Source organism: Chitinophaga sp. OAE865, assembly GCF_040546735.1.
In the GTDB taxonomy this organism is placed as follows: Bacteria; Bacteroidota; Bacteroidia; order Chitinophagales; family Chitinophagaceae; genus Chitinophaga; species Chitinophaga polysaccharea_A.
Genome location: NZ_JBEPOF010000001.1, coordinates 2,998,568 through 3,024,933, shown reverse-complemented (window position 1 = coordinate 3,024,933; position 26,366 = coordinate 2,998,568). Strand labels below are relative to the sequence as shown.

Sequence of the window (26,366 nt, the reverse complement as noted above, 5' to 3'; positions counted from 1 at the left end):
GGTATCAATGTAATTACCCCGGCTTTCATAATCTGGCCTCTTTTTTTGCATTAAATAAAACCAACACGCTCATGCCGGCTACTGCAGCGTTGCGTCAGCAAAAGTTACTGAATATCATTGGCAGTATTCCTGCAGACTATGGATTGCAGGAACATCCCGATCATGCTGTTCAGCAAATGTTAGGACAACTGATGGAACTAACAGTAAGTGCTTACGGTTTTGTGGGGGAGTTAAAGAAAAACAATACGCCGCCGCAACTGCATACTATTACCATTATCAATCATGCGCCCGAACACGGATGGAATTTTACCCCCGCATTGCAGAAGGTAGCCAACAGCGGGATGCCCCTGGCTCTTCCCGCAGACGATACCACACCGGCCTTTATCGGGTTGCCGGTGATACACCAGCAACAGGTAATGGCGGTGATAGGACTGGCCGGCAGCAGCGCTTATTCAGATACCGCTGTTTTCCTGCAGCCCCTGTTGCAGGTACTTGGGCATTATCATTATCATGCTGCCCGGGAAAAGGAAACACGACAGCTGCAATCCGCATTCACCCGGCTGAAATCCGAATGGGATTCCCTGATGCTTACCCTGGATGATATCTTATTTGAGATGAATGAGCAAAAGATCTTTACCAGGGTATGGTGCAGTAACGACAGCCTCTTGTTCCGGCCCAGGGAAGAAGTGATCGGTAAAACCATCCGGGAAGCACTTGGCGAACATGCCGGCGCGTTTGACCGGGTGGCCGACAAATTGCTGCAAACCGGGGAAGACCAGGAGTATGTATATCCTGATATCCGGCAGGGACCGGAAAACTGGTACCAGCTGAAGATGCGGATCATAAAGGATAAACCACCCGCTCCCAGGCGTATCCTGCTGATGATCCGGAATATCTCCGAATTAGAAAAAAAGAATAACAATTATTTACAGGCACAATCGGAACTACGCCGGAGCAACCAGCTGCTGGGCATCTGCCAGCAAATGGGGAAAATGGGCGGATGGGAATTTAATGTAGTCACCGGGGAAACCTACTGGACCCGTGAAGTATACGAATTAAGAGAGATACCACACGATTTTCCCGTCTCCTTTCATTCCGCTGTTACTTTCTGGCACCCCGACGACCAGCCAGCTTATATTGCTGCCAGGGAGGCAATGACAGCTCATAAAACGCCGTACGACCTTGAGCTGCGGCATATTTCTGCCAAAGGAAAACAAACCTGGATGCGTACCATCGGCAGGGCTGTATATAACAATCATGGCCAGCTCACGCATTTCAGGGGCATTATCATGGATATTACGGATAAGAAAGATACCGAGCTGGCGCTCACCGCTGCCCGCGATAGTGCACAGAAAGCCGCACAATCGAGAAGTGATTTTTTATCAGTAATGAGCCACGAAATCCGTACACCGCTCAATGCCATTATCGGTATTGCCGGTATCCTCGGGGAAAATCCTGCTCCGGAACAGGCGGAAGTGGTGCACAACCTTCAGTTTTCCGCGCATCATTTGCTGGGCCTCATCAATGATATCCTTGATTTCAGTAAGATGGAATCAGGAAAGATTGAACTTGAAAACATACCGTTCGACCCTGAAGCACTGCTCACAGGCATTATACGGAATTACCAGCCCATGGCCGCCGGCAAGGGAATTGACCTGGTGACCCGGCTCGATCGTTTACCTCCTGCATTAAAGGGCGACCCGGTAAGATTATCGCAGATACTCAACAACCTGCTGAACAACGCCATCAAATTTACCGGTTCGGGGTCGGTTATACTGGAAGTCCACCGGATAAATACGGAAGCAGATACCTGTACCCTTTCCTTTGCAATAAAGGATACCGGCGTAGGTATTATCCCGGAAATGCAGGATAAGATATTTGATACGTTTGTACAGGAAGATTCCGCCACCACCCGCCATCATGGCGGAACGGGGCTGGGACTGGCCATTACCAAAAAACTGGTGGCACTTCATAACAGTAATATTATCCTGGAAAGTAAAAAAAACGAAGGCACTACCTTCCGCTTTGATATCAGTTTTGCAATACCGGAAACCAAAAGCGGAGACATACATCCGCAAAACAAACAACGGGTGGGATATTTGAGAAACATGAAATTACTGGTGGTGGAAGACAATGCCATCAATATCCGTATCCTTGAGCTACAGTTGAAGAACTCAGGGGCGCAGATTGAAACCGCCAGCAATGGCAGGCTGGCGCTGCAAAAAATGCAGGAACAATCCTTTGACGGGATCATACTGGACCTCCATATGCCGGAAATGAACGGCTATGAAACCATTCCCCATATCCAGCACCTGCAGCCGGATGCCTTTATCATCGTATTAACGGCCGATATTATGCCGGAGGTAACAGAACGGCTGGCTAATCTCCGTGTAAAGGATATGCTGCCCAAACCTTATGCAGCAGAGGATCTGCTGAACATACTCGGGCAGTACAGGAAAACATAATCCCCTTTTATAGTACCTTCGCGGCTGCACCAACAGCCAGCAACTATGCAAACATCTTCTTTGTCGGCCCGTGATCTGGACGTGATCTGGCATCCCTACACACAAATGCAAACAGCTCCCGCACCTATTGGTATTGTGCGTGGCGAAGGCGCGCTGCTTTTCGATGAAAACAATAACAGCTATATAGATGCCACCTCCAGCTGGTGGGTGAATATTCACGGTCATGCACACCCGCATATTGCCCAGCAGCTGGCCGCACAGGCCTTACAGCTGGAACACTGCATCTTTGCGGGGTATACCCATCCCCCGGCGGTTAACCTGGCAGAACGGCTGTTACAGATCCTTCCCCCCAATCAGCGCCGCGTTTTTTATTCAGATAACGGCTCCACTGCCATAGAAGTGGCGCTCAAAATGGCCATCCAGTACTGGGACAACAAAGGCATCCCTAAACATAAGATACTGGCCTTTCACAACGCCTATCACGGCGACACTTTCGGCGCCATGAGCGTAAGCGGCAGAAGTGTGTTCACCCGCGTTTTTGATGACCGCCTGTTTGATGTTCAGTTCATAGAAGTACCTACGGCGGAAAACATCTCCCGGATTATAAACAATATTACTGCGCTGCAACCGGAAGATATAGCGGCATTTGTTTTTGAGCCCCTGCTCCAGGGATCAGGTGGTATGGTGATGTATGATGCTGCCGCTTTTGAACAATTGCTCCGGTTTTGCGCCAGCAAAAATATATTGCTGATTGCGGATGAAGTAATGACGGGCTTTGGCAGAACGGGGAAAAACTTTGCGATGGAATACCTGGAAACGCTGCCGGATATTATTTGTCTTTCCAAAGGGCTCACCGGCGGCACCATGGCGCTGGGGGTAACTACCAGCACCGCTGAAGTATATGAAGCCTTTCTTTCCAGCGATAAGCTGAAAACACTGTTTCATGGCCATTCCTTTACCGCTAATCCCCTGGCCTGCACCGCAGCGCTGGCCAGCCTCGACCTGTTTACCGACCCTGCCTGCATGGCAAACCGGGAACGTATACACGAAAAGCATGCGGCATTCCTGGAAGAGCTGCGCAAATATCCGGTAATAAAAAATCCAAGACTCCTGGGCACCATCCTCGCCTTTGAAATAGTAACTGCTAACGCCGATGGTTACACGAATGCACTGGCAGATGATCTGCACCGTTTTTTCCGGGCTAAAAGAGTGATGCTGCGGCCACTTGGCAATACCCTTTATATACTCCCCCCCTACTGCATCACCAATGAGCAGCTGAACGAAGTATACAACAGTATCCACGAACTGCTGGGCACTTTATCATAGTCATAAAAAAGGGGCACAGGCCTGATGCCTGTGCCCCTGGTATTTTTCCGGTGAAATTATTTAACCGGTACAGATACTTTAGTATCGTCCCATTCAAATACCACGGCATTTCCGGGTAAGGTGAAGGTCAGTTTTTCTACCGGGGTAGACAGTGCTTCGCGTTTTACTTTTACGGAAACTACATCCTGTCCTTTATTCTTATCGTAATCATATGCGCCCCACTGCCCCAGTTTACCATTCAGGATAACGGTCCAGGTTTTAGGATCTGGAATAGAGAATAAAGTGTAAGTGCCGGCTTTTACGGGTTTACCACCAAATACCACGTCTTTATTAAAAGTAATTTCGGTGGCTTCATCAGCGCCTGTACGCCATACTTTACCAAATGGTTCCAGTTTACCAAAAATTTCGCGGCCTTTTTTGGACGGTTGTCCGTACACTACTTTAATACCGTTGGCTTCTACTGTAACGTGGGGGCTTTTACGAGCCTTCTCCTGAGCAAAAACGAGGCTGGTAAAGGCCAGAAATAAGGTTGCCAAAAAGAAATGTTTCATTTTTTTAGTTTTTTCTGTAAGAAGTTGTTGAGATACGGTAACAATTTAAATCATAAAAACCATCGCGGGCAAAACTATTGGATCAATGGTAAAATAACTCCATATTATTTTGCTTCACAAATACGGCTCAATTTTGTCAAACCATTGCTCATGGCCGGTCCATATACCCTGTCTGCAACAAATCCTCTCAGTTTCCACCAGGGCAGCATGCCCAGTTTAATTTCCATATGCCAGAAAACCGCCGTTGCCTTTCCATCTGCGGTGGGTTTCAGCTCTATTCCCCCGTTTACCGGCCGCACGCTTTTAATATCAAGCAAATAATGCATTCCTTTTGCCGGATCGCTGTCGAGCACCGTTACCTTTCCGCTGTTGAGCTTTCCGTTCCAGCTGTACCAGGCGCCTTTTCCTGATGGCGGATCAGAATACACCAATGTGGCAGTGGTATCAGGACGGGTCCAGGGGTTCCAGGTATCCCAGGCTTTCAGGTTACTGATATGTGCATACACCGTATCAATAGGCGCCTGTATCACGCCGGTACGCTCCACTACTGCAGTAGAGGGAAATGCCAGCGACAGTACGAAAATCACCATGCCTAAAATGATCACGCCGATCAGTAACAACTTAATAAACCGCATAGAAAAATATATTATCCTTTAAGGAGCCGCTTTATGTTTGCCAGTCCTTTCTCAAAATCTTTCCCTACCCATTTGTCCATCATCAGCCCCATCACTTTGCGGATAGGGTGCTGCCCCATATCGCATACCATCCCCCAGGTGACCAGGGTACCGCCATTTACCGGATCCAGGCGGAAATAGCCTTTGGTAGCGCCCATGCCCATAAAATCGATATGGGTAACTACCTGCTGGTCCGGTTTGGATTCTGTGATGGTCATATGTCCTTTGCCAACGTTCCTGTTACGGCTTTCCCAGCTGTAACCGGCGCCCACACCACTCTCCTTTTCCCCGTAGGTGATTTTAACGGCAGGGTCCTGCTCTTTCCAGGGCGACCATAGCTCCCAGTTGCGTACTACGTTCAGCAGCGGGAAAATATCCCCGGGCGCAGCCGTTATTACCAGCGAACGTTCCACCTTAACGGCGGGAGACAGGAATAAACTGAAAATGAAAAGCCCCAGCACAAGGACAATAAACGCACCCAGGATAATGAAAAAGGCTTGCATGTGACTGGATTTAGATCCCACAAAGCTAACGAAATCGCCTTATTCCCACTTGAATACTTTCACGGCTACCGCATATACGACAACACCCCATAAAGTAAGGATGGCAAGTTCCCAGCCTACATTCCAAAGATGCAGCCCTTCAAAGGCGACTTTCCTGAGGGCGTCTATCAGGTAGGTGAGCGGCATGATCTTACATATCGGCTGCAACCAGCCAGGGAAGGAATCTATCGGAAAAAAGGTACCTGCCAGCAGGAACTGCGGCAGGGTAACAATATTGGCCAGTGGCGGAATGGTGCTTTCGTTCTTTGCCAGGCTGCTCACCACGAAACCAAAACCCATGAATACCAGCAGCCCGAATACAGACAATACCAGCATTTCCAGAAAAGTGGCAAAGCCGTGCACCAGCGTAAAACCAAAAGCGAAGTGCCCCAGGGCAATGATCACCACGGAGCTGATGAGCTGGAAGATCATCCGGCTCAATGCTTCCGCCAGTACAATGTAAGTACGTTTGATCGGCGTGGCAAAGAAACGCTTGAGTACCAGCGTTTGGCGCATATTGTAAAACAGGAAGGCGGTACCAAAAACGGCGGCGCTCATCAGGGCAAAGCCCAACTGTCCGGGCAGGATAAAGTCGATGGTCTTGAATTCGCGCCCCGGCACCTCTGTTTGTGTAAAAGTGGCTACGGTAGGGCGTTTATAAGTTTCGTCGTCCAGCTTGCCGGCAATACTTTTGAGGATGGATACCAGGGTTATCTTTTTCGCGGCATCAGAGGCGGTAGAAGTCCGGATATTAATGTCGTATGCAGTTACATGGTTGGCCCCTTCCTTTGGCACAATGTTCAGGATAGCCACCAGGCGGCCTTTCTTCAGATCATCCTCCATCTCTGCTTCCGGCTGGTCGGTAACCAGTTTCAGCGTACCGGCATGCGACAGCTCCTGGTAATACCTGCTGTTGATATCAGTGCGCCTGTCAATCCCCACTTTAACGGAAACAGTGCTTTTTCCAATAAACCCAAACACCAGGATAAATACCAGCGGGAATCCCAAACTGAACACTACTGCGGAAGGGCTGCGAAAAATACCTCTCAGGCTTCCTTTGGTAATGGCCAGCATGGCCCTCAACTGGCTGTACTTCGCTCCATTCATCTGATTCTGCTATTTTAAAAACCGGCGGTAAAACTACAACGTTTTTCCCTTCTTTTAGGAAAAAATGGTTCGCCTTCGGCGAATTACGCGGATTTTGTCTGACTCAGGATTAAACTGATTACGCTGATTACGCTGATTTGATTATTTCTGATTTTAAAGGATTTGGGGAGATAAAAGCGATATCCGCTTATATCTCCCCAAATCTTCTTAATCATTTACAAAATCCAATCAGCGTAATCAGCGTAATCAGTTTAATCCTGAGTCAGACAAAATCCGCTGCGATCACCTAGAAGTTATACTTAAACGGCATTCTCGCCTGGATATCGCCGTGTAGCTGCTGAACATCTTTTATCTGCTGGTATATTTCATAATTGGCGCCCAGTTCCTTCTTCACCATCTGCGTGCGCATGTTACCTCCAAAGGTTTTGGCCAGTTTGCTCAGGGGATTTTTTGCCTCCGGGAATTCCCTTAAACGGTATTCCGATAGCTTGGCCAGCTTTGCTGCACACGCCAGCGCTTCGTTGATACCACCGATACGGTCTACCAGGCCCAGTTCCTTTGCCCTTAAGCCACTCCAAACATGCCCCTGTGCAATGCTGTCCACAATAGCTGGAGCCAGTTTACGGCCCGCTATCACGCGGGATTTGAAAGATGCATAGATACTGTCTACACCGCTCTGTATAAAACGCCTCTCTGCATCTGTAAGCGGGCGGCCAACAGAGCCGAGATCCGCATAGGGAGCAGTTTTAACACCGTCGAAGGTAACGCCTGCCTTATTTTTGAAGAAGTCCTGCATATTGAACATCACACCGAATACACCGATAGAACCGGTTAAGGTATTGGGCTCTGCAAAAATACTGTCGGCCATGCAGGAAATATAATATCCGCCGGAGGCAGCATAATCACCCATTGATACTACCACCGGTTTTACTTTCCTCGCCAGTGAGAGTTCGCGCCATATCACTTCAGACGCCAATGCGCTGCCACCGCCGGAGTTCACACGGAACACGATGGCCTTTACATTTTTATCTTCACGGGCTTTGCGGATTTCGCGGATATAGTCATCACTTGCAATGGTTTTATCACGCTCTGATTCGCCGCTAATAATATCCCCTTCAGCATAGATCAGGGCCAGCCGAGCATCTCCGCTGCCGGAAGAAAGATCGGTGCCACTGTTATATTTCCCAAGTGTCACCAGGTTGGCTGTTTCGTCCTGTTTGATGCCTGTTTTGCTTTTGAGTTCTGCCGTTACTTCGTCATCATACTTCAAACCGTCTACCAGTTTATATTTCAGCGCATCGCTGGCTTGCTGGATCAGGTTTTCATTGGCATAGCTGTGCAAAGTAGCTGTATCAATGTTGCGTACGGCACTGATGCCTTCCAGGAAGGTGCCATACAGTTCACCCAGGAACTGGGTGGTTTGGATACGGTTGGCGTCTGTCATCTGTGTTTCACGCAGTGGTTCTGTGGCGCTTTTGAATTTTCCGCAGTAAAAAATTTCCGGTTTGATCTCCAGTTTATCCAGGGTTCCTTTGAGGAACATGATCTGGCTGGCAAAGCCGGTAAAATCCACCCCGCCTTTGGGGTTCAGGTATACTTTATCTGCCGCACTGGCCAGGTAATAGGCATTCTGGTCCATTACTTCACCGTAGGCATACACAAATTTCCTGGACTTCCGGAAACGGAGAAGGGCATTACGCAATTCTTCTGTGCTGGCAAAGCCGTTGGGGTTCCCGTTTACTTTCAGGTAGATGCCTTTAATGTTGTCGTCGCCTGCAGCATTCTCTATGAGTCTTACTACCTGGTATAATCCCGGCGTTTCTGCAGATTCATCATTCATCAGGGCTCCCAATGGGTTAACTACTTTCTGTTCGTTGTACGATTGCCCTGTTTCGAGCACGAGTACGCTATTGGGGGAAATTGTTACCTTTTCAGGGGTAATGGCCTTACCTATCATTATCAGCAATATAAAGAAGCATATTGCTGTAAATGCTACGAATGCAAGGAATGCGGCCAGGAAAACTTTAAAGAAACGCATACTTTTTGGTTAAGATGAAACTGAGATGGAAAGATACATTTTTTCAAAAATAAGGAATATGGCTACTTTTGAGACTTGAAATATACATGAATACAGCAATATTACTTATAGGTGGCAATTTGGGTGACCGTACCGGGAACCTTCAAAAGGCGGTACAACTGATCGCTCAGACAGCCGGAGAGGTAGTACAAACCTCAGCCTTATACCAGACCGCTCCCTGGGGAGCCGTGGATCAACCGGATTACCTGAACCAGGGGGTTGAGATCCGCACACCATTGGATGCACTAACGTTATTGCATACACTGTTAGAGATAGAAAGAAAGATAGGCCGTATCCGCCAGGAAAAATGGGGGGCCAGGGTAATTGATATCGACCTGATCTTTTTTAATGATAGCATTCATTCCCTGCCGGAGCTGAAAATACCGCATCCGCGGATGCACCTGCGGCAGTTTGTGCTGGTGCCCCTGATGGAAATAATACCGGACTATATGCATCCGGTGTTACATAAAACGGTACGGGAGCTGGCGGCATCCTGCCCGGATACATTACCGGCAAACCGTTACCAGGACTAAATTTTAAACCTATCTTCATGCGTTATAAATTCATTACGGTAGAAGGGAATATCGGCGCCGGCAAAACTACGCTGGCCAATATGCTCGCTACCCATTTTTCTGCAAAGCTGATACTGGAAGAATTTGCAGATAATCCTTTCCTCCCTCTTTTTTACGAACGCCCGCAGCAGTATGCCTTTCCGCTGGAACTGTTCTTTATGGCAGAGCGGTATAAACAACTGAAGGAAATGCTGCAGTCCCAGGACCTTTTCAGCGATGTGATCATTTCCGATTACCTGTTTATAAAAAGCCTGTTGTTTGCAAAAATTAATTTGCCGGAAGAAGAATACTCTCTTTACCAGAAGCTCTTCGACATTATTAATCCGCAGCTGGTACAACCTGAGCTGCTGATATTCCTGAATGCGCCGGTCACAAAACTGCAGGAGAATATCCGTCACCGTAACCGCTCCTACGAGCAACAGATACCCGACGAATACCTGATGAATGTGCACGATATGTATATGCAATATATCAAGCAGCATCCTGTGCGCACATTGATGGTAGATACCACCAAAGTGGATTTCCTGCGGCAACCGGCGGATTTCGATCACCTGCTGCAGGCGCTTGAAAAGGAATACGAACCGGGAGTTCATTACCTCAGGTTATGACCACCGCGGATTTTGTCTGACGCGGATTTTGTCTGACTCAGGATTTAGATGATTTCGCTGATTTCGCTGATTTTATTTTTTAGATTTTATAAATGATTAAAATGATTTGGGGAGATTTAAGCGGATACTTTCGCTTAAATCTCCCCAAATCATTTTTAATCCAAAGTAATAAAATCAGCGAAATCAGCGAAATCATCTAAATCCTGAGTCAGACAAAATCCGCGTCAGACAAGATCCGCGCGCGCTGCAATCGCGCTGGCCGCAACGAACCCGCTGGTCCAGGCGTGCTGAAAATTGAAACCACCCGTGATCCCGTCTACATCCATTACCTCTCCCGCGAAGAAAAGGTTGGGTACCAGCCGGCTTTCCATGGTAGCCGGGTCTATTTCGCTGAGGGCAACGCCCCCGCAGGTAACAAATTCTTCCTTAAAAGTAGTTTTGCCCTTCACCGGGAACTCCATGCCCACCAATAGTTTCATCAAACGGTTCTGATCTTTCGCCGGTACGTCTGCCCATCTCATCTCTTCCCCCACACCTGCCTGTTGCAGCAGGAATTGCCAGAGCCGCTGCGGCAGTCCAAAAGGGTTTTTATTGTATATCTTTTGCTTCCCCAGTTCAAAGCGCAGGTCCTGCCACTGCTCCCGCAGGGTATTTTCATTGTAGGAAGGGATCCAGTTTACAATAGCAGTGAAGGTATACTGTAACTGCTGCAATTCCCTGGCTCCCCAGGCCGACAACCGTAATACCGCAGGGCCGCTCATACCCCAGTGGGTGACCAGCAAAGGGCCTTGTTCCTGTAGTTTAGTGCCTGCTACCTTTACCTGCGCAGTGGTGGCTACTCCCATCAGGCTGGTAACGGGGTTGCCCGGCATATTGAAGGTAAACAGCGATGGCGCCGGTGGTACGATGCTATGCCCGGTTTGTTCCAGCCAGGCAAATTTTGCCGCCTGCGCATAGCCTCCGGCTGCAATGCATAAATAGTCGGCCGCAAGGTCCGATCCCTGCTGCAATTGAAGGCGCCAGCGCCCGTCGCTGTCTTTTTTAAAGGAAGTAACTTCTGTATTGGTGCGTATAGTAAGATGGTACTTATCTGCTTCCCGCAGGAGGCAGTCGATGATCGTCTGCGAATCATCTGTTACCGGGAACATGCGGCCATCTTCTTCCGCCTTCAGCAATACACCTCTTTCCCTGAACCAGGCAATGGTATCGGGCACAAAGAAGCGTGAAAAGGATTTCTTTACAAAGTTCTGCCCCCGGGGATAGCGTTTAGCCATGTACGTAATATCCGGTGCATTGTGCGTAACATTGCAACGCCCGCCCCCACTTACCTTTACTTTCGATAGCAGCTTTCCCGTTTTTTCCAGCAGCACCACTTCCAGCCCGGGGCTCAGCCGCGCGGCGTTCACTGCACAAAAAAAACCGGCAGCACCGCCGCCAGCTATCACTAAACGTTTCTTTCCTGAGCTCATTAAAATCTTGTTAAAACCGTAGGTTGAACACGCAATAATAACAAACCTGCCGTAATCTTACTGATTAATCTTCCAAAGTTTATATTTTTGACATATATTATACCCGCTCAAACTATATTGCATGCAATCGAACCTGAAGAAAAAGCGACAATTTCTGAAATGGATAATACCAGCCGTGATGTTAGGCGGCGTAATGAGTGCACTAGCTATACAAACGCGTCCTACTGACTGGTCCGACCGCATTATAAAGGCATTACAAACATTCGGCAGCCGTTACCCGGCCGAAAAGGTATACCTCCATCTTGATAAGGACTACTATGCAGCCGGCGAAACCATCTGGTTCAAAGCCTACCTCACACTACAGGGAATGCCCGCCACTACGGCTACTAACCTGTATGTGGAGCTGCTGGATAAAAATAACAACATTGTGCAGAAGAAACTGTTTGCCGTTGGCAACGCCGGCGCACCCGGTAACTTCGATCTGCCGGAAACCCAAAAAGCAGGTGTATATCAGCTCCGGGCCTATACCGCCTGGATGCTCAACTTCGATCCCGCCTTCAGTTATACCCGGACCATCGAGATCTTTGACCCTTCAAAGAAAACACAGCCGGAAACAGACAGCGCCACCGCTCCCGACTTTGCAGTACAGTTTTTCCCGGAAGGTGGCAACCTGATCGTAGGCCAGCCAAACGTAGTGGCATTTAAAGCTATCGATAACAACGGGTACCCGATAGAGATATCAGGCGCCGTAAAAGACGCCAAAGGCGCCAGCACCGCAGTGATCAAAACCGTACATGACGGTATGGGCTCCTTTGAAATCACTCCTGCCAACGCACAGGACATCTTCCAGGCAACGGTAAAAAGCAGCAGGGGCCAAACAAAAACAGTGTCTCTTCCCGCTGCAGTAGCCGCCGGCGCCTCCCTGAAGGTATTCAATAAAGGTAACCGCATATTTTACCAGGCCGTACTCGGCAATGTAACCGATACTTCCATAAATGACCTGGTGATCATTGGCCAGATGGGCAGCCAGCTGGTATACAAAGCCAACCTCGATGCAGGGGAAGGCCGCATCAGCGGATTTATTCCAGCTGATCATCTCCCCTCTGGTATTGTCCAGATCACCCTTTTTGCGAAATCAGGTATGCCGCTCGCAGAGCGACTGGCCTTTGTCCGTAAAAATGATCTGATGCAGATAGATGTACTGGACGCTGATATCCATAAAGAACCGAGAACAAAGAATGCTTTTGAACTGAGACTGCCCGACACTATGCAAACCAATATCTCTGTATCCATCACGGATGCGGACGCGGTGCCGGTAGATAAAAACTCGAACAATATCATTTCCAGCTTCCTGCTTACCTCCGACATCAAAGGATATATCTATAACCCATCCTGGTATTTCCGCAACGATGCCGATTCAACACTGAAAGCACTGGACCTCGTAATGATGACCAACGGATGGAGACGGTTCAGCTGGGAAAAAATTGTTAACAACGAATTCCCTGAAGTAAGGTTCCCTTACGAACAAGGTCTGCTTATGAAAGGTGTAGCCACCATGCTCAATGGACGCCCGATGCCTACCGGTAAACTGGATATGATCATCCGCCTGCCGATAGACAGCTCCTCCATGTTTGCTTCTACACCCATCAACGATAAAGGACAGTTTGAAATGGCCAACATGATATTCCCGGATACCGCCTACATCTACTACCAGGGCAACGACCTCGTAAAAAAAGGAGTGGATGTGAATGTGAAGTTCGACAATCACTTCTTTGAACGCCCTACCCAAATTAAAATTCCTTTCCCGCTGCGGGTACCACCTGCGGTGGATAATAATGCATTGAAACAATTCCTTGCCAATGCCGCAGAAGGAAATAAGGTGAACCGTTCTATCAACAATAAAACAGTATACCTGCAGGAAGTAAATGTAAATGCGAAAAAAGTGAAGCCGGAAGAAACCACGGAGAAACGCTATACCTCCGGCATGTTCTCCGGCGGCGATGGATACACTTTCGACCTAACAAAAGAAACACCTATTGCGCTCAACGTATTCCAATACCTGCAATCAAAAGTAGCTGGACTGCAGATTACGGGCGACTATAACAATCCAACCCTCTCCTGGCGTGGAGGCGCACCGGGATTATACCTCAATGAAATGCAATCGGACGTGAGTATGCTGAGCACCCTCTCCATCCAGGACATTGCGCTCATTAAAGTATTCCGCCCTCCCTTTATGGGTGGCTTCGGCGGCGCTAACGGCGCCATCGCTGTATACACCAAAAAAGGTGGCGATAACTCGCCCAAAAATGATCCGAGCATCCGGGGCTTCAAGCTATATAAAAAAGCCGGCTACCAGATCGTGAAACAATTCTATTCACCAGACTACTCCGTGAAAAAAGAAGTGCACGCACTACCTGATAAACGCCTCACGCTTTACTGGAATCCAAACGTAGTGATAGACACGCTCACGCATACTGCCAGGGTGGAATTCTATAACAACGACTTCACCAAACGTTTCCGCCTCGTAGCAGAAGGCATTGGCGAAGATGGCAGCGTAGGACACCTGGAGCAGGAGTTCTAAACACGCGGGTTTTGTCTGGCTCAGGATTTAGATGATTTCGCTGATTTCGCTGATTTTATTTTTTAGATTTTATAAATGATTAAAAATGATTTGGGGAGATTTAAGCGAAAGTATCCGCTTAAATCTCCCCAAATCATTTTTAATCCAAAGTAATAAAATCAGCGAAATCAGCGAAATCATCTAAATCCTGAGTCAGACAAAATTCGCACCAGACAAAATCCGCTACTGTATGAACTGTGGCCTTATAAGGTTATCAAAAGTGAAAATTTCATCCCACTTCTCCTGTGTTACCCATTTCTTTTCTTTTACTGCCAGGTCGTGTACAGACTTGCCCGTTTCCAATGCTTCCCGTGCTATAGCGGAGCATTTCTCATAGCCGATAATAGGGTTGAGCTGCGTAACAATGCCTATGCTATGCATCACCATATCCCTGGTGCGGTCTGCATTGGCAGTGATACCAACCACGCATTTGTCTTTCAGCGCCCTGCAGGCATTGTTCATATAGGTGATAGCTGTGAAAAGGGCAAAAGCGATGGTAGGCTCCATTACATTCAGCTGCAGCTGTCCTGCTTCCGCGGCCATCGTCACCATCAGATCAGCGCCGATCACATAAAAGGCCGTTTGATTCACCACTTCAGGGATCACCGGGTTTACCTTCCCTGGCATGATGGAGGATCCGGGCTGCATAGGCGGCAGGTTAATTTCGTTTAGCCCTGTACGTGGGCCGGAGGAAAGCAGCCTGAGATCATTACATATTTTAGAGATCTTTACGGCAGTACGTTTCAACACACCAGACAATTGTACGTATGCGCCGGTGTCTACAGTGGCTTCAATAAGATCAGCCGCCAGCACCAGGTCCAGCCCGGTGATAGCCGAAAGGTGCTTGGTAACCAGTTCAGAATAGCCCCTGGGGGTATTCACACCGGTACCGATAGCAGTAGCTCCCATATTGATTTCAGAGATAAGCCGTTTACTTTCTTCCACCCTCGACAATTCCTCATTGATATTAGTGGCAAACGCTTTGAACTCATCGCCCATGCTCATGGGCACTGCGTCCTGTAGCTGGGTACGGCCCATTTTCAGTACATCCTTAAACTCTTCCCCTTTCGCATGGAATGCATCTGCCAGGTCGCCCAGGGTGGTTTTATAACCAGTGAGCTTATTGATCAGTGCAATACGGAAGGCGGTAGGGTAAGCATCGTTGGTGGATTGTGAGCAGTTCACATGATTGTTGGGATGGCAGAATTCATACTGTCCTTTTTCTTTGCCCATCATTTCCAGCGCTACATTGGCAATAACTTCGTTGGCGTTCATGTTTACAGATGTGCCCGCGCCACCTTGTATAAGATCGCTGAGGAACTGGTCGTTGAACTCACCGGCAATCACACGGTCTGCTGCCTTAATAATATATTCTGCTATATTTTTATCGAGCACGCCGAGATCGCGGTTAGCCATGGCTGCACCTTTTTTAACATAGCCCAGGGCCTGTACAAACATAGGCTCTACCTTCAGGGGAATACCGGTAATGTGAAAGTTTTCTATTGCACGAAGCGTTTGAATGCCGTAATATACATCATGAGGAATTTCTTTTTCCCCGAGGAAATCATGCTCAATTCTCTTTGCCATATTTAAAGTAATTTAGGCTGAAAGTTAAACGCATTTAGAACAACAGTATTATCTTAATTGTTTTAGTTTATTTTAAAGTGCGGCACTTTTGTTACTATTCGTTCGTCATTGGTCATTTATAATTTGTTATTTTCTATGGGGTTTCGTGTTTCACTGTTCTGTTTTCTAATTTTATTTTCAATAAGATGTCATTGCTTTGCACAGCATCTGTCGCCCCACTTCAATGCAGCAGAATATGGTGAATTACTGAAGCTGGCCGAGCGTTCCAGGGATACGCCATGGACCAAAGTAACCAGTACACCGCCCCGCGACTGCGAGCTGGTATACCGCTCTGCTGAATCGGGACTGGTAAATCGCTGGGACCTGTGGAAAAGAAAAGATAATGTTGGTATTATCGTGATCCGCGGTACCAATGGCACCGCAGCTTCATGGCTGGAGAATTTCTATGCCGGCATGATACCTGCACAAGGCATCGTAAAGCTAAACGACAGCACTTCAGTGCCCTATAAAGTGGCGGAAGATCCCAGGGCCTATGTACACGCCGGCTGGATGCTGGCAGTAGCTTCCATGGGACCGGAAATGATCCGGAAAATTAATGACTACTACCGGGAAGGGGTACACGAATTTATCATTTTCGGGCATAGCCAGGGTGGTGTTATTTCTTTCCTAATGCGTTCTTATTTTCAATATACTACCGGTTTGCCTAAGGACATCATTTTTAAAACATATGCCAGTGCAGCGCCCAAGCCGGGCAACCTGTATTATGCATACGACTTCGATTACATTTGCCGCGATGGATGGGGATTACGTGTGGTGAATACGCGCGACTGGGTACCGGAAACACCCTTCTCACTGCAAACAACCCGCGACTTCAACACGGTGAGCCCTTTTACCGACATCAAAAGCACATTAAAAAAGCAGAAATGGCCGGTGCGGAGCGCATTGAGCTATATGTACGGCCGGCTGGACCGCCCCGCCAAAAGGGCTTCCAGGCGTATGCAGCGTATACTGGGCGGCCTGGCCTACAAGCGGGTAAAAAAGCTGCTGCCGGAGTATCAGCGACCGGATTTTGTGACCAGTCACAATTATACGCCGGCAGGCACACCTGTGATCTTATACCCCGTGGAAGGCTACGATGAAAAGTTCCCGTTCGATGGAAAAAATATCTTTATCAATCATCTCCCCCAGGCATACCGCTGGGAGCTGGAACAGATCTATCATATAGACGCGCATTAATCATTGCCGCTTTTTTCACCCGTGAACCAATGTTCCTTATCCCTGAATAATACGTTGAAAGTAGTAAGGGAACCATAGATGCGGGTAATGTATTGCTGCATGTTCACTTTCTCTTCATCGGTGAGCACCTTATGGCTGTTGATATTTTGTTCCAGCACACGGAGACGGTCGCGCAGCATTACTATTTTATGAAAGAAAGTATCAATAGGCAGTTCCTTTGCTTTCAGTGAAGCATCCCCTGGTTGAAGAATAAGCTGACCGCCTCTCCAGCGATCACCCAGCGGCACCACTTCCGTAATACCTCCCCAAAGGCGCAGTATTTTTAACAGCGATGTTTCCACATCAGAAGTGGTTTCCACTTCCGGGGTCGCATTTTCGGCAACCAGCACTTCAAATAAAGGATCTGTTTTATCAATCATCTTAATACCATGATCCATAAATGTAACGCGGTACTGGGCATATTTAACCGCCACAATAACCCCTGGACCAAAGTGTGCGTGCTGTACCCGGGAGCCAACACCGAGAGTAAGTTCTTCCATTGCTTCTTTTTATGTAAACATAAAAAATTCTGCGCGGATTTTGTCTGACTCAGGATTTTGATGATTTCGCTGATTTCGCTGATTTTATTTTTTCGATTTTATAAATGATTTAAAATGATTTGGGGAGATTTAAGCGAAAGTATCCGCTTAAATCTCCCCAAATCATTTTAAATCCAAAATAATAAAATCAGCGAAATCATCAAAATCCTGAGTCAGACAAAATCCGCTTACTCCTTCACTTTGTTAAGGAAGTAAGACAATTTAAACAACAGCTCGTCCTGTAAACCAGCACGCAGTTTGGCTTCCTCGTCTGTAATACCCAAACGGCGGAGGCGCTGATAGTATACATAGGAACCGCCAATAAGCTCCAGGCATTCCTGTATTTTACGTTTTACTTCCGCTTCTTTGGTACGTTTCTCAAATTCTTTCTTGGTAAGGATTTTATCCACAAAGTAGAAGTGATCTTTATCTTCCACCCATTTATTTCCTTCCCTGTGCTGCGGCTTATATACTTCCAGGTAGCAGTTGTCCAGCTTTAATACATCACCGAATTCAGCGCGTATATCTATCACCGTTGGTTTTTCCGCAGCAGGATTAGCCAGGCGTTTCTTAATATGGTTGCTGATTTCAACGCCCAGTTCATCGCTGCTCATAAGGATCTGGTTCAGCTCTGAAAACTCCAGGCTGATAGTGATCCGGGCATATCCCCTGCCGCTTTTTATTTTACCAAACAGACTGGGAGTGGTTTGTTCGTCAAAGATGATATCCTCTACCTGTACTTTGGTAATGGTTTTATAGTTAGGCGTATACCCGTCTTCCAGTGGTGTAGCGCGTTTATTCACCAGCCTGGATGGTTCCTGGCGGCGTGTGAACTGGATGAACTCATCAATAAAGCGCAGCTCATGTTTTTTCAGTTTTGCATACAGCTCATGAGTGGTATGGTTATGTATCTTACTAAGCAGCATCAGGTCGTTCCAGCTGTCGAAATGCTGCATTTTCTTTAATTCATCGAGGATATCGCCGGCGGCCATATTCCTGCGATAAAACAGCTCACCGATGAGAAATAAAGCATATTCCTGTGCCGGGTATCCCAGTTCAGGCAACACATCGTAAGCGCTGCGCTTCTGTTCGCGGGCGCTTTCCAGTAAGTCAATGTCCGACATAACAGGCGCCAGCAGGTACTTGCGTGCAGCTGTGCGCAACTTCTTGCTTACATAATCCAGCAACTGGTCGCTCACATGACCATGATGCACAAAATCATGCAGTATCTGCACAAAGCGCCGGGATGCGGGCAATCCAAATTGTGAAAGAATATCATTTTCCATGTCCAGCACGTCCTCAAAACCAGGCTCCTCCTTTCCAGGCTTTACCCGTTGGTCCATTTGCTGGTAACGCTGATAGTACTCCTGTAACTTCAGTTTAAGCTGATCCATAATGTATATACAATTAAATATTAATACTTATTTACTAATTTATTGGCAAAGGGATTTTGTTAAATTTTTCCTCTCTTGGTTAACTTATCCGGTCTAAAAGGCATTAAACCACCTGAAATCAGGAGTTTCTCTGATGCCATAAACTAACATCCTACTGATTATTAATCACTTATAAAAATGGGAATGGAATGGGAAAGTGCGCAAAGATACATCTTTTCCGGAAGATCCAATAGAGGCGCTTGTTAATGTTACTACCGGCGGGTATTAACAAATGAAAAGGATCATAATATCGGGCGCCGGGTGCTTCATTTGGGGAATATGATCTATATATAATTCCTTGAATTTTTTTTATTCAAAGTATTTGGAATTTAAAAATAGTTTCGCTTATCTTTGCACTCCCAACGAAGAAATAATACTAAAAATGGTGGTTGTAGCTCAGTTGGTTAGAGCATCAGATTGTGGTTCTGAGGGTCGAGGGTTCGAAACCCTTCAATCACCCAAAAAGCAAAAAAGGCTTCTGTAAAAAGAGGCCTTTTTTATTTTTAAAAAGTATAAAAAAATTATTGGCCAGATAAAAGTTTCACTTATATTTGCACTCCCAAAAACGGGGTAACCGTTGAATATGGTGGTTGTAGCTCAGTTGGTTAGAGCATCAGATTGTGGTTCTGAGGGTCGAGGGTTCGAAACCCTTCAATCACCCAAAAAGCAAAAAGGCTTCTGTAAAAAGAAGCCTTTTTTATTTTCAATCATCTTCATTTCCCTGTCTGTTTTATTCCTTTTTGATCTCTGAATTTTTACATTTGTGAAAATCAATTCATTCAATGATCTTTTTCCTTCCCCTCATCGCTGCGCTCATCGGTTGGTTGCTCAATAGCCTGGCTGTTACCCTCCTTTTCCGTCCTTATAAACCCGTTAAACTGGGCTTTATCACCCTGCAGGGATTGTTTCCCAAAAAACAAACACAACTTGCAAATAGTATAGGAACATTGGTAGCACAACAGTTTTCCTTCGAAGACATCAAAAGCAAAATGACCGACCCGGAGAAGATCAAAAAAATTATTCCGCTGGTAGAAGCGCACCTCGATAGCTTCCTGCGGGAAAGATTACCAAAAGCAATGCCTGTGCTCTCCATGTTCATCGGCGACAGCATTGTAAACCAGATAAAAACACACCTGGTAGCAGAACTGGACACCCTGTTCCCCGTGCTGATCAGCCAGTATCTCGATAACGTAGAACAAGACCTCAACCTGGAGAAAATGGTCTCAGGAAAAATAGCAGGTATTTCCGCCGCACAACTGGAAACCATTACCCATAACCTGCTCGGCCGGGAATTAAGCCGTTTTAAACTCCTCGGCGCCATCAGCGGCCTCCTTACAGGGCTTATCACCATGGCCATCTCCCTGTTTTAATCCACCTGAAAACACTCTGTTAACTACTGTTAATAAGCGCCCTTTGTTAACTACTGTTAAGACCTCTTAGCGCTTATATTTGCGATTTCCTGCGCATAATAATTCCACTCATCACAATCTCAAACCATTCATACCTGCACCCCGATACTTTTGTCCATATCTGAGAAGAAAGTCCGGATAAAAAATGACAAGATGAAAAAATGCTACGCAATTCTTGCTGGTATACTTTTGTGGCAGGCGCATGCTTTTGCACAGGCGCCCGGATCTACAGCTCCCCGGCAGGGACAAGGACAGGGACAACAGGGACGACCCAATATGCCTCAGATTGGCCACTTATATGGCAAACTGGTGGACGCTAAAACAGGGAAGCCGATAGAATATGCTTCCGTTACGTTGTTAAGACAAAAAGATTCTTCACTGGTAACAGGTATGCTTACCAAACCCAATGGCGACTTCAGCCTGGAGAATCTCCCATTCGGCACCATGATACTGCGTGTTAACTTCATGGGCTATACGAACGTACAAAAGAAAGTAAGTATCACACCACAGGCTACGGAACAGGATCTTGGCAATATCAAATTGCAGCAGAATGTAAAAACACTGCAAAGCGTGGAGGTCACCGGGCAGAAAAGCGCATTTGCCATGGGTATCGATAAAAAAGTATTTAACGTAGACAGGAACCTGAGCAGCGTGGGCGGAACCGCCCAGGATGTACTGAAAAATGTGCCTTCTGTAAATATAGATCTCGATGGAAACGTTACGGTCCGCAATGCTTCTCCCAATATTTTTGTAGATGGTAAACCCTCTACCCTTACTCTTGATCAGATCCCGGCCGATGCAATAGAAAGCGTTGAACTTGTTACCAACCCCTCTGCAAAATATGATGCAGAAGGAATGTCGGGTATACTGAACATTGTGCTGAAGAAAAACCGCAAAGCAGGATTCAACGGCGCCGTGAACGCAGGTATAGGCACCGGCAACAAATACAACGGAGGTGGCAATATCAATATCCGCCAGGGCAAATTCAACGTATTTGCCAATTATAATATCAACGCCAACCGGAACTGGGCAGATGGTACCACCAACCGTAGCAACTACAGCAACGGCCAAAAATCGGATACCAATTACCTTTTCCAGAACAGCAACAGCACCAGCAAACCATTGTTCCAGTTCGGAAGGTTCGGGCTGGACTATATGCTCGATAACAGGAACACTATTTCCATTTCACAGAATATTGTAGCGGGCGATTTTAAAAATAATGAAGACCTCAGAAGCACCTTTGCTGATAAAAATCATACAGTGACCGGTATCAGCGACCGGCTGAACAATAATGATTTCAGCTTCCGCAACTACACCACTACACTGAGTTTCAAGCATACCTTTGCACAGCCTAATAAAGAATGGACCGCCGACATTAACTATAACACCAGCAAAAATAACCGCAACGGTGACTATCTCACACAGGCGCAAAACGCTGCGGGATCGCCACTCGGCCAGGCATTGCTGCAAAACAATACCACCAACGGCAAAACCACATTCGTTACTTTCCAGACGGATTACACTAATCCCATCGGGAAGAACGGCAAGCTGGAACTAGGCGCCAAAGCCACTTTACGCGATTATACCAGTATGTATAACGTGTACGATAAAGATACCATCAGCGGTGAATTTATCAACAACCCACAACTTTCCAATAACTACAAATACAACGAACAGATCTATGCAGGTTATGCCAACTTCGCCAATACCATCGGCAACTTTGGCTACCAGGCAGGCTTACGTGTGGAACAATATGTGTACGCCGGTGAGAATGAGGGCACCAAATACAAGCCCACAAGGCCTGTACCGGGATTCTTTCCCAGTATCTTCCTTTCGGAAAAGTTAAAGAACGACCAGGAACTGCAGCTGAACTATTCCCGCCGCGTGAACAGGCCTAATTTCTTCCAGCTGATTCCCTACCGCGATTACAGCGATCCGCAGAATCAACGCGAAGGTAACCCCAACCTGAAACCGGAGTATACCAACAGCTTTGAGCTGTCGTATGTAAAAAACTGGGGGAATAATAACTTCCTGGGTAGCGTTTACTTCAGGAATACCAACGACATGATCTCCACTATCAGTACGCCCATTGGAGCAGATACGCTGCTCACACAGTATATCAATGCCAACAGGAGCAACTCCTACGGCGCTGAGCTTACCATGAAAAACCAGGTGCTTAAAGGATGGGATCTCACCACTAACGTAAACCTGTATCAAACAGATATGAAGGTTAACGCAAATGGACAAAACTATGATAACAGCGGCTTCAGCTGGTTCGCCAAAATAAACTCTGAAACAAAACTACCGGCCAACTTTACCCTACAGGTAAACGCCACTTACCAGGCGCCTACCATTGCACTTCCTTCTTCAGGTGGCGGAGGAGGCCGCGGAGGCGGTGGCGGCGGGTTTAACCAGATCCCAAGCTCCGCACAGGGCACCATTAAAGGATTCAGCACTGTGGATGTAGCCGTAAAAAAAGATTTCCTGAAAAACAAGGCCGCTTCTGTAACACTCAGCTTATCCGATATTTTCAATACCAGGCAGTATGAGCTGAACCAGGCCTCCCCTGAGTTTGCACAGGATTACATCCGCAAACGCGAATCCAGGATCCTTAAACTCAACTTCAGTTACCGCTTCGGGAAATTCGATGCCTCCCTGTTTAAGAAGAAAAAAAGAGACTCCGGAAACGACACGCAAATGGTAGACCCTATGCAAAGTTTCTAAAACATACTAAAGAAGGTGAATGCAAACCACAGGCCGGTTAGCAGTGCTACAGCACTCTGCCGGCCATGTTTTTTTAGCTACCACTCATCATATTTCGTGGATGTTTAAACATACTCCTGTTACTTTTACGCTGTTGTTGTATCATTATTAAAGTTGCTAAATCCACGCATGCGAAATTTTTTCTCACTCATGGTCGTGCTGTTCGTTGCGTCATATAACGTTAACGCACAAACGCCAATTCCCACTCCCCTGAAAATAACGGGAAAAGTGGCTGATATCGTTACCGGGAAACCAATTGAATATGCTTCCGTAGTACTGCTGAAACAGGCAGACTCTTCTATGGTTACCGGCGCTTATACTTCTCCTGCAGGTACTTTTTCACTCAATAATATTACACCAGGTATCTATGTAGTGCGCATCACTTTCATGGGATATGAAAAACTGGAAAAAGCAGTACGGGTAACGGAAGGGAAAAATACACTTGCCGGCACACTCCGTTTACAACCAGCAGGAAAAGTGCTGAATGCCGTGGAAATTAAAGCTGAAAAACCGGCCTTTTCCATGCAGATAGACCGGCAGGTATTTGACGCCGGAAATATGATCAATGCAGAAGGCGGCACTGGAACCGATATCTTAAAAAATATTCCCAGTGTGGATGTTGATATCGATGATAACATTACACTACGCGGCAAAAGCGTGACCATTTATGTAGATGGCAAGCCCTCTCCTTTCGGGGATGCTAAAACTGCCCTGCAAATGATCCCTGCCGAAAGTATAGACCGTGTAGAAGTGATCAATAATCCCTCCGCAAAATTTGAAGCCAACGGCAGCGGCGGTATTATCAATATCGTACTGAAAAAGGACAAAGCGATCGGCTATAACGTGATGTTCAACGTAGGCGGCGCCACCCGCGGGGAAGGCTTTGGAAGCGCCAATGCCAGCCTGCGCATAAAAAGATTCAACTTCTTTGGCAACTACAACGGCCGCTATGAACAGGTGAACGGCAGCGGGAACAGCTTCCGCCAGAACCTGGTAGCAGACAGCAGCGATACATGGTTCTTCTCCCAAAAAAGTAAAAATGAAAACAGCAATACCAATAACGGCGCCCGTTTCGGATTTGATTTCTTCATGGACGACCACAATACATTCACCCTCTCCCAAGGGCTGAACTTTAACCACAGCGAGAATGAAGACAATATCCTCCTGAACTATATGGATCAGAAAATGGAATCGCTGCGCAACGGGGAACGCGCCAATAACAGCTATAACCGCAGCAATAATAAAAATACCAATCTCAGTTACAAACATACTTTCGATAAGCCCAACCAGGAGCTCACCGCCTATATCAGCTACAGCGGCAATAACAGCAGCAGCGGAAGCAGCTACAATACACAATATCACATCGCTTCAGTAGATACCCTTCCCAATGCAGACCGCCAGCTCAATAAAGGGAAAAACGGCAACCGCTTCTGGAACCTGCAGTCGGATTACACTTCACCGCTAGGCAAAAAAGGCAAGCTGGAAGCAGGTGTGAAAGCCACCATGCGGCATATCGACAATGATTACCTGGCTACCCTGTTCAACTGGGATACAGACGATTACCTGGTAAGCCCAACCCTGTCTAATAAATATAATTACGAGGAAGACATATACGCCGGTTATATAAACTTTGCCAATGCCTTTGGTAACCTCGGCTACCAGGTGGGTGTGCGTGCTGAACAATCGCAGCTCAAAGGATATTCCTTTACCAAAGATACCACGGTGAATAACCGCTTCTTTAACCTGTTCCCAAGCGTATTCCTGAAATACAATATGCCGAAGAACCAGAACCAGAGCCTGGTGTTCAACTACTCCACCCGGATAGACCGGCCCAATTTTGATCAGCTGCTGCCGTATATCAATAATTCTGATCCCCAGAATATCCGTACCGGTAACCCGGAGCTGCAGCCTGCCCTGTCGCATAAATTTGAGATCAGCTATTCGGTGTATTACCCGAAAACCAATAATTACCTGAGCACCAGTACTTATTTCGCGCAAACCAACGATAATATAGACCGCATCAGTACCCTGGATACCATTTCCGGCGTTACCACCACCAAACCCATGAACCTGGCTACCCAGCAGAATATGGGCGGGAATGTTTCCTACAGCCTAAACCTCACCAAATGGTGGAAAGTATGGGCCAACCTGAACGTAGAGTACAGTAAACTGACCAGCATTTCTGTAAATAATGAAAACTTCAGCTACGGCTTAAATGGAAATACGCAATTTCGTTTACCCGGTAAGTTTAGTGTGGAACTGGGAGGGCATTTCCGTTCCCCCCGTATCCAGCCCCAGGGAACTTTCAAGGCGATGAACGGAATAGACCTTGGAATCCGTAAGGAGCTGCTGGAAAGAAAGCTGGTGGTGGCGCTCAATATTTCCGACCTGCTGAACTCACAACAGTTCAGCTCTCATTATGAAACCAATACCTTCATACAGGATTACGAGCGGAAGCGCGCTACCCGCTTTATCCGCCTGAACATACGTTATCGCTTCGGGAAAATGGATCCAAACCTGTTCAAGAAAAAGAAACCACAGGAAGAAGAAGAAAAACAAGAAGAAGAAAAGCCCAAAGAGGGCACAGGCCGGCTTTGATCAGCATTCGGGGCAGGGGATCATGCCCCTGCCTTATTTTTTTCCCGCCAGCATAGGCACAAAAGAGAAGTTATCGAACAGTTCCTGCTCGTTCTCGGTTTCACTGATTTTTGTGATCCGCAGCATACGCTGCACCTCCTGCCCGCCCACAGGAATTACCATCTTCCCCCCTATTTTCAGCTGCTGCAGTAATTTTTCAGGAATATGCGGCGCGGCGGCAGTAACCAGCACTTTATCGAAAGGCGCATAGGTAGACAAGCCCTCATAACCATCTCCATAAAAAAAACGGAGATTGCGATATTGGGCTTTAAAAGGAAAATGCTTTACCTGGTCAAACAGCTTGCGTTGCCGCTCTATTGTAAATACATTGGCTTTCAGCTCAGCCAGCACACAGGCCTGGTAGGCGCTGCCGGTGCCTATTTCAAGCACCTTTTCGTAGGGTTTAACCTCCAGGAGCTGCGTTTGATAGGCTACTGTATATGGCTGTGAAATGGTTTGCCCCTCCCCGATAGGGAAGGCCCTGTCGTCGTAGGCTATACTTTCAAAAGCCGTATCAAGGAAAAAATGCCTGGGAATATTGCCAATAGCCGCCAGGACGCTTTCATCTGTAATACCTTTCTGACGGATACTATCAACTAGCTGTTTACGTAATCCTTTTTGTTTATAAGTATCTTCATACCGCCTCATGGCCGCAAAATTAACCAATACAAGGGATTTTCAATGTATTTTGAAATCGGTAATTTCACACATT

19 protein-coding genes and 2 tRNA genes are annotated in these 26,366 nt (G+C 47.0%); 11 read left to right on the top strand and 10 right to left on the bottom strand.

Going from position 1 to position 26,366, the window contains the following annotated elements:
* Window positions 1-71 precede the first annotated feature (71 nt).
* Together ABIE50_RS12325 and bioA are read left to right on the top strand one after the other, a co-directional pair.
* Window positions 72-2,465, top strand: coding sequence for a hybrid sensor histidine kinase/response regulator (locus tag ABIE50_RS12325; protein WP_209861182.1), 2,394 nt, complete (start codon window positions 72-74; stop codon window positions 2,463-2,465).
* 45 nt (window positions 2,466-2,510) lie between these two features.
* Window positions 2,511-3,791, top strand: coding sequence for an adenosylmethionine--8-amino-7-oxononanoate transaminase (gene bioA, locus ABIE50_RS12320; RefSeq protein WP_209861184.1), 1,281 nt, complete (start codon window positions 2,511-2,513; stop codon window positions 3,789-3,791).
* A 56-nt stretch (window positions 3,792-3,847) separates the two neighbouring features.
* On the opposite strand, the gene ABIE50_RS12315 is transcribed toward bioA, so the two are convergent.
* From ABIE50_RS12315 to sppA, 5 genes are all read right to left on the bottom strand, one after another.
* Window positions 3,848-4,342, bottom strand: coding sequence for a DUF2911 domain-containing protein (locus tag ABIE50_RS12315; protein WP_209861186.1), 495 nt, complete (start codon window positions 4,340-4,342; stop codon window positions 3,848-3,850).
* A gap of 104 nt (window positions 4,343-4,446) precedes the next feature.
* Complete coding sequence (locus ABIE50_RS12310) at window positions 4,447-4,977, bottom strand: SRPBCC family protein (RefSeq protein ID WP_209861188.1); 531 nt, start codon at window positions 4,975-4,977, stop codon at window positions 4,447-4,449.
* Between the two features lie 11 nt (window positions 4,978-4,988).
* Window positions 4,989-5,519, bottom strand: coding sequence for an SRPBCC family protein (locus ABIE50_RS12305; RefSeq protein WP_209861190.1), 531 nt, complete (start codon window positions 5,517-5,519; stop codon window positions 4,989-4,991).
* A gap of 39 nt (window positions 5,520-5,558) precedes the next feature.
* Window positions 5,559-6,665, bottom strand: a complete 1,107-nt coding sequence (locus tag ABIE50_RS12300) for an ABC transporter permease (protein WP_209861192.1) — start codon at window positions 6,663-6,665, stop codon at window positions 5,559-5,561.
* Between the two features lie 286 nt (window positions 6,666-6,951).
* Window positions 6,952-8,703 carry a signal peptide peptidase SppA gene (gene sppA / locus ABIE50_RS12295; RefSeq protein WP_209861194.1) on the bottom strand — a complete coding sequence of 584 codons (1,752 nt, stop codon included), beginning with the start codon at window positions 8,701-8,703 and terminating at the stop codon, window positions 6,952-6,954.
* Between the two features lie 86 nt (window positions 8,704-8,789).
* On the opposite strand from sppA, the gene folK reads away from it, so the two are divergent.
* Together folK and ABIE50_RS12285 are read left to right on the top strand one after the other, a co-directional pair.
* Window positions 8,790-9,275, top strand: coding sequence for a 2-amino-4-hydroxy-6-hydroxymethyldihydropteridine diphosphokinase (folK, locus tag ABIE50_RS12290; protein ID WP_209861196.1), 486 nt, complete (start codon window positions 8,790-8,792; stop codon window positions 9,273-9,275).
* A gap of 17 nt (window positions 9,276-9,292) precedes the next feature.
* Window positions 9,293-9,922: a deoxynucleoside kinase gene (locus ABIE50_RS12285; protein WP_209861198.1), complete on the top strand. Its 630-nt coding sequence runs from the start codon at window positions 9,293-9,295 to the stop codon at window positions 9,920-9,922.
* Window positions 9,923-10,146: 224 nt separating this feature from the next.
* Here the strand turns inward: ABIE50_RS12285 and ABIE50_RS12280 are convergent, their stop codons facing one another.
* The gene (locus tag ABIE50_RS12280) at window positions 10,147-11,391 is read right to left on the bottom strand and encodes a BaiN/RdsA family NAD(P)/FAD-dependent oxidoreductase (protein ID WP_209861200.1); all 1,245 of its coding nucleotides are present in this window, start codon (window positions 11,389-11,391) and stop codon (window positions 10,147-10,149) included.
* Between the two features lie 121 nt (window positions 11,392-11,512).
* On the opposite strand from ABIE50_RS12280, the gene ABIE50_RS12275 reads away from it, so the two are divergent.
* The gene (locus ABIE50_RS12275) at window positions 11,513-13,972 is read left to right on the top strand and encodes an MG2 domain-containing protein (protein ID WP_209861202.1); all 2,460 of its coding nucleotides are present in this window, start codon (window positions 11,513-11,515) and stop codon (window positions 13,970-13,972) included.
* Between the two features lie 222 nt (window positions 13,973-14,194).
* Here the strand turns inward: ABIE50_RS12275 and aspA are convergent, their stop codons facing one another.
* Complete coding sequence (aspA, locus tag ABIE50_RS12270) at window positions 14,195-15,598, bottom strand: aspartate ammonia-lyase (RefSeq protein WP_209861204.1); 1,404 nt, start codon at window positions 15,596-15,598, stop codon at window positions 14,195-14,197.
* A gap of 135 nt (window positions 15,599-15,733) precedes the next feature.
* Between aspA and ABIE50_RS12265 the strand changes: the two genes are divergently transcribed.
* On the top strand, window positions 15,734-16,834 hold the full coding sequence (locus ABIE50_RS12265; protein WP_209861206.1) for a lipase family protein: 1,101 nt from the start codon (window positions 15,734-15,736) through the stop codon (window positions 16,832-16,834).
* Here the strand turns inward: ABIE50_RS12265 and ABIE50_RS12260 are convergent.
* Both ABIE50_RS12260 and ABIE50_RS12255 read right to left on the bottom strand, forming a co-directional pair.
* A complete protein-coding gene (locus tag ABIE50_RS12260) occupies window positions 16,831-17,373 on the bottom strand; it encodes a DUF8685 domain-containing protein (protein WP_142682947.1) in 543 nt (180 codons plus the stop codon). The two genes, ABIE50_RS12265 and ABIE50_RS12260, sit on opposite strands and share 4 nt — an antisense overlap.
* Window positions 17,374-17,600: 227 nt before the next feature.
* On the bottom strand, window positions 17,601-18,806 hold the full coding sequence (locus tag ABIE50_RS12255; RefSeq protein ID WP_142682948.1) for a hypothetical protein: 1,206 nt from the start codon (window positions 18,804-18,806) through the stop codon (window positions 17,601-17,603).
* Between the two features lie 424 nt (window positions 18,807-19,230).
* On the opposite strand from ABIE50_RS12255, the gene ABIE50_RS12250 reads away from it, so the two are divergent.
* From ABIE50_RS12250 to ABIE50_RS12230, 5 genes are all read left to right on the top strand, one after another.
* Window positions 19,231-19,304 (top strand) — tRNA-His (locus ABIE50_RS12250).
* A 127-nt stretch (window positions 19,305-19,431) separates the two neighbouring features.
* Window positions 19,432-19,505, top strand: a tRNA-His gene (locus ABIE50_RS12245).
* A gap of 122 nt (window positions 19,506-19,627) precedes the next feature.
* Complete coding sequence (locus tag ABIE50_RS12240; protein WP_209861208.1) at window positions 19,628-20,215, top strand: DUF445 domain-containing protein; 588 nt, start codon at window positions 19,628-19,630, stop codon at window positions 20,213-20,215.
* A 192-nt stretch (window positions 20,216-20,407) separates the two neighbouring features.
* A complete protein-coding gene (locus ABIE50_RS12235) occupies window positions 20,408-22,978 on the top strand; it encodes a TonB-dependent receptor (RefSeq protein WP_209861209.1) in 2,571 nt (856 codons plus the stop codon).
* A 168-nt stretch (window positions 22,979-23,146) separates the two neighbouring features.
* Window positions 23,147-25,615, top strand: coding sequence for a TonB-dependent receptor (locus ABIE50_RS12230; protein ID WP_209861211.1), 2,469 nt, complete (start codon window positions 23,147-23,149; stop codon window positions 25,613-25,615).
* 33 nt (window positions 25,616-25,648) lie between these two features.
* Here the strand turns inward: ABIE50_RS12230 and ABIE50_RS12225 are convergent, their stop codons facing one another.
* Window positions 25,649-26,302 carry a protein-L-isoaspartate(D-aspartate) O-methyltransferase gene (locus tag ABIE50_RS12225; protein WP_142682952.1) on the bottom strand — a complete coding sequence of 218 codons (654 nt, stop codon included), beginning with the start codon at window positions 26,300-26,302 and terminating at the stop codon, window positions 25,649-25,651.
* Between the last annotated feature and the right edge of the window lie 64 nt (window positions 26,303-26,366).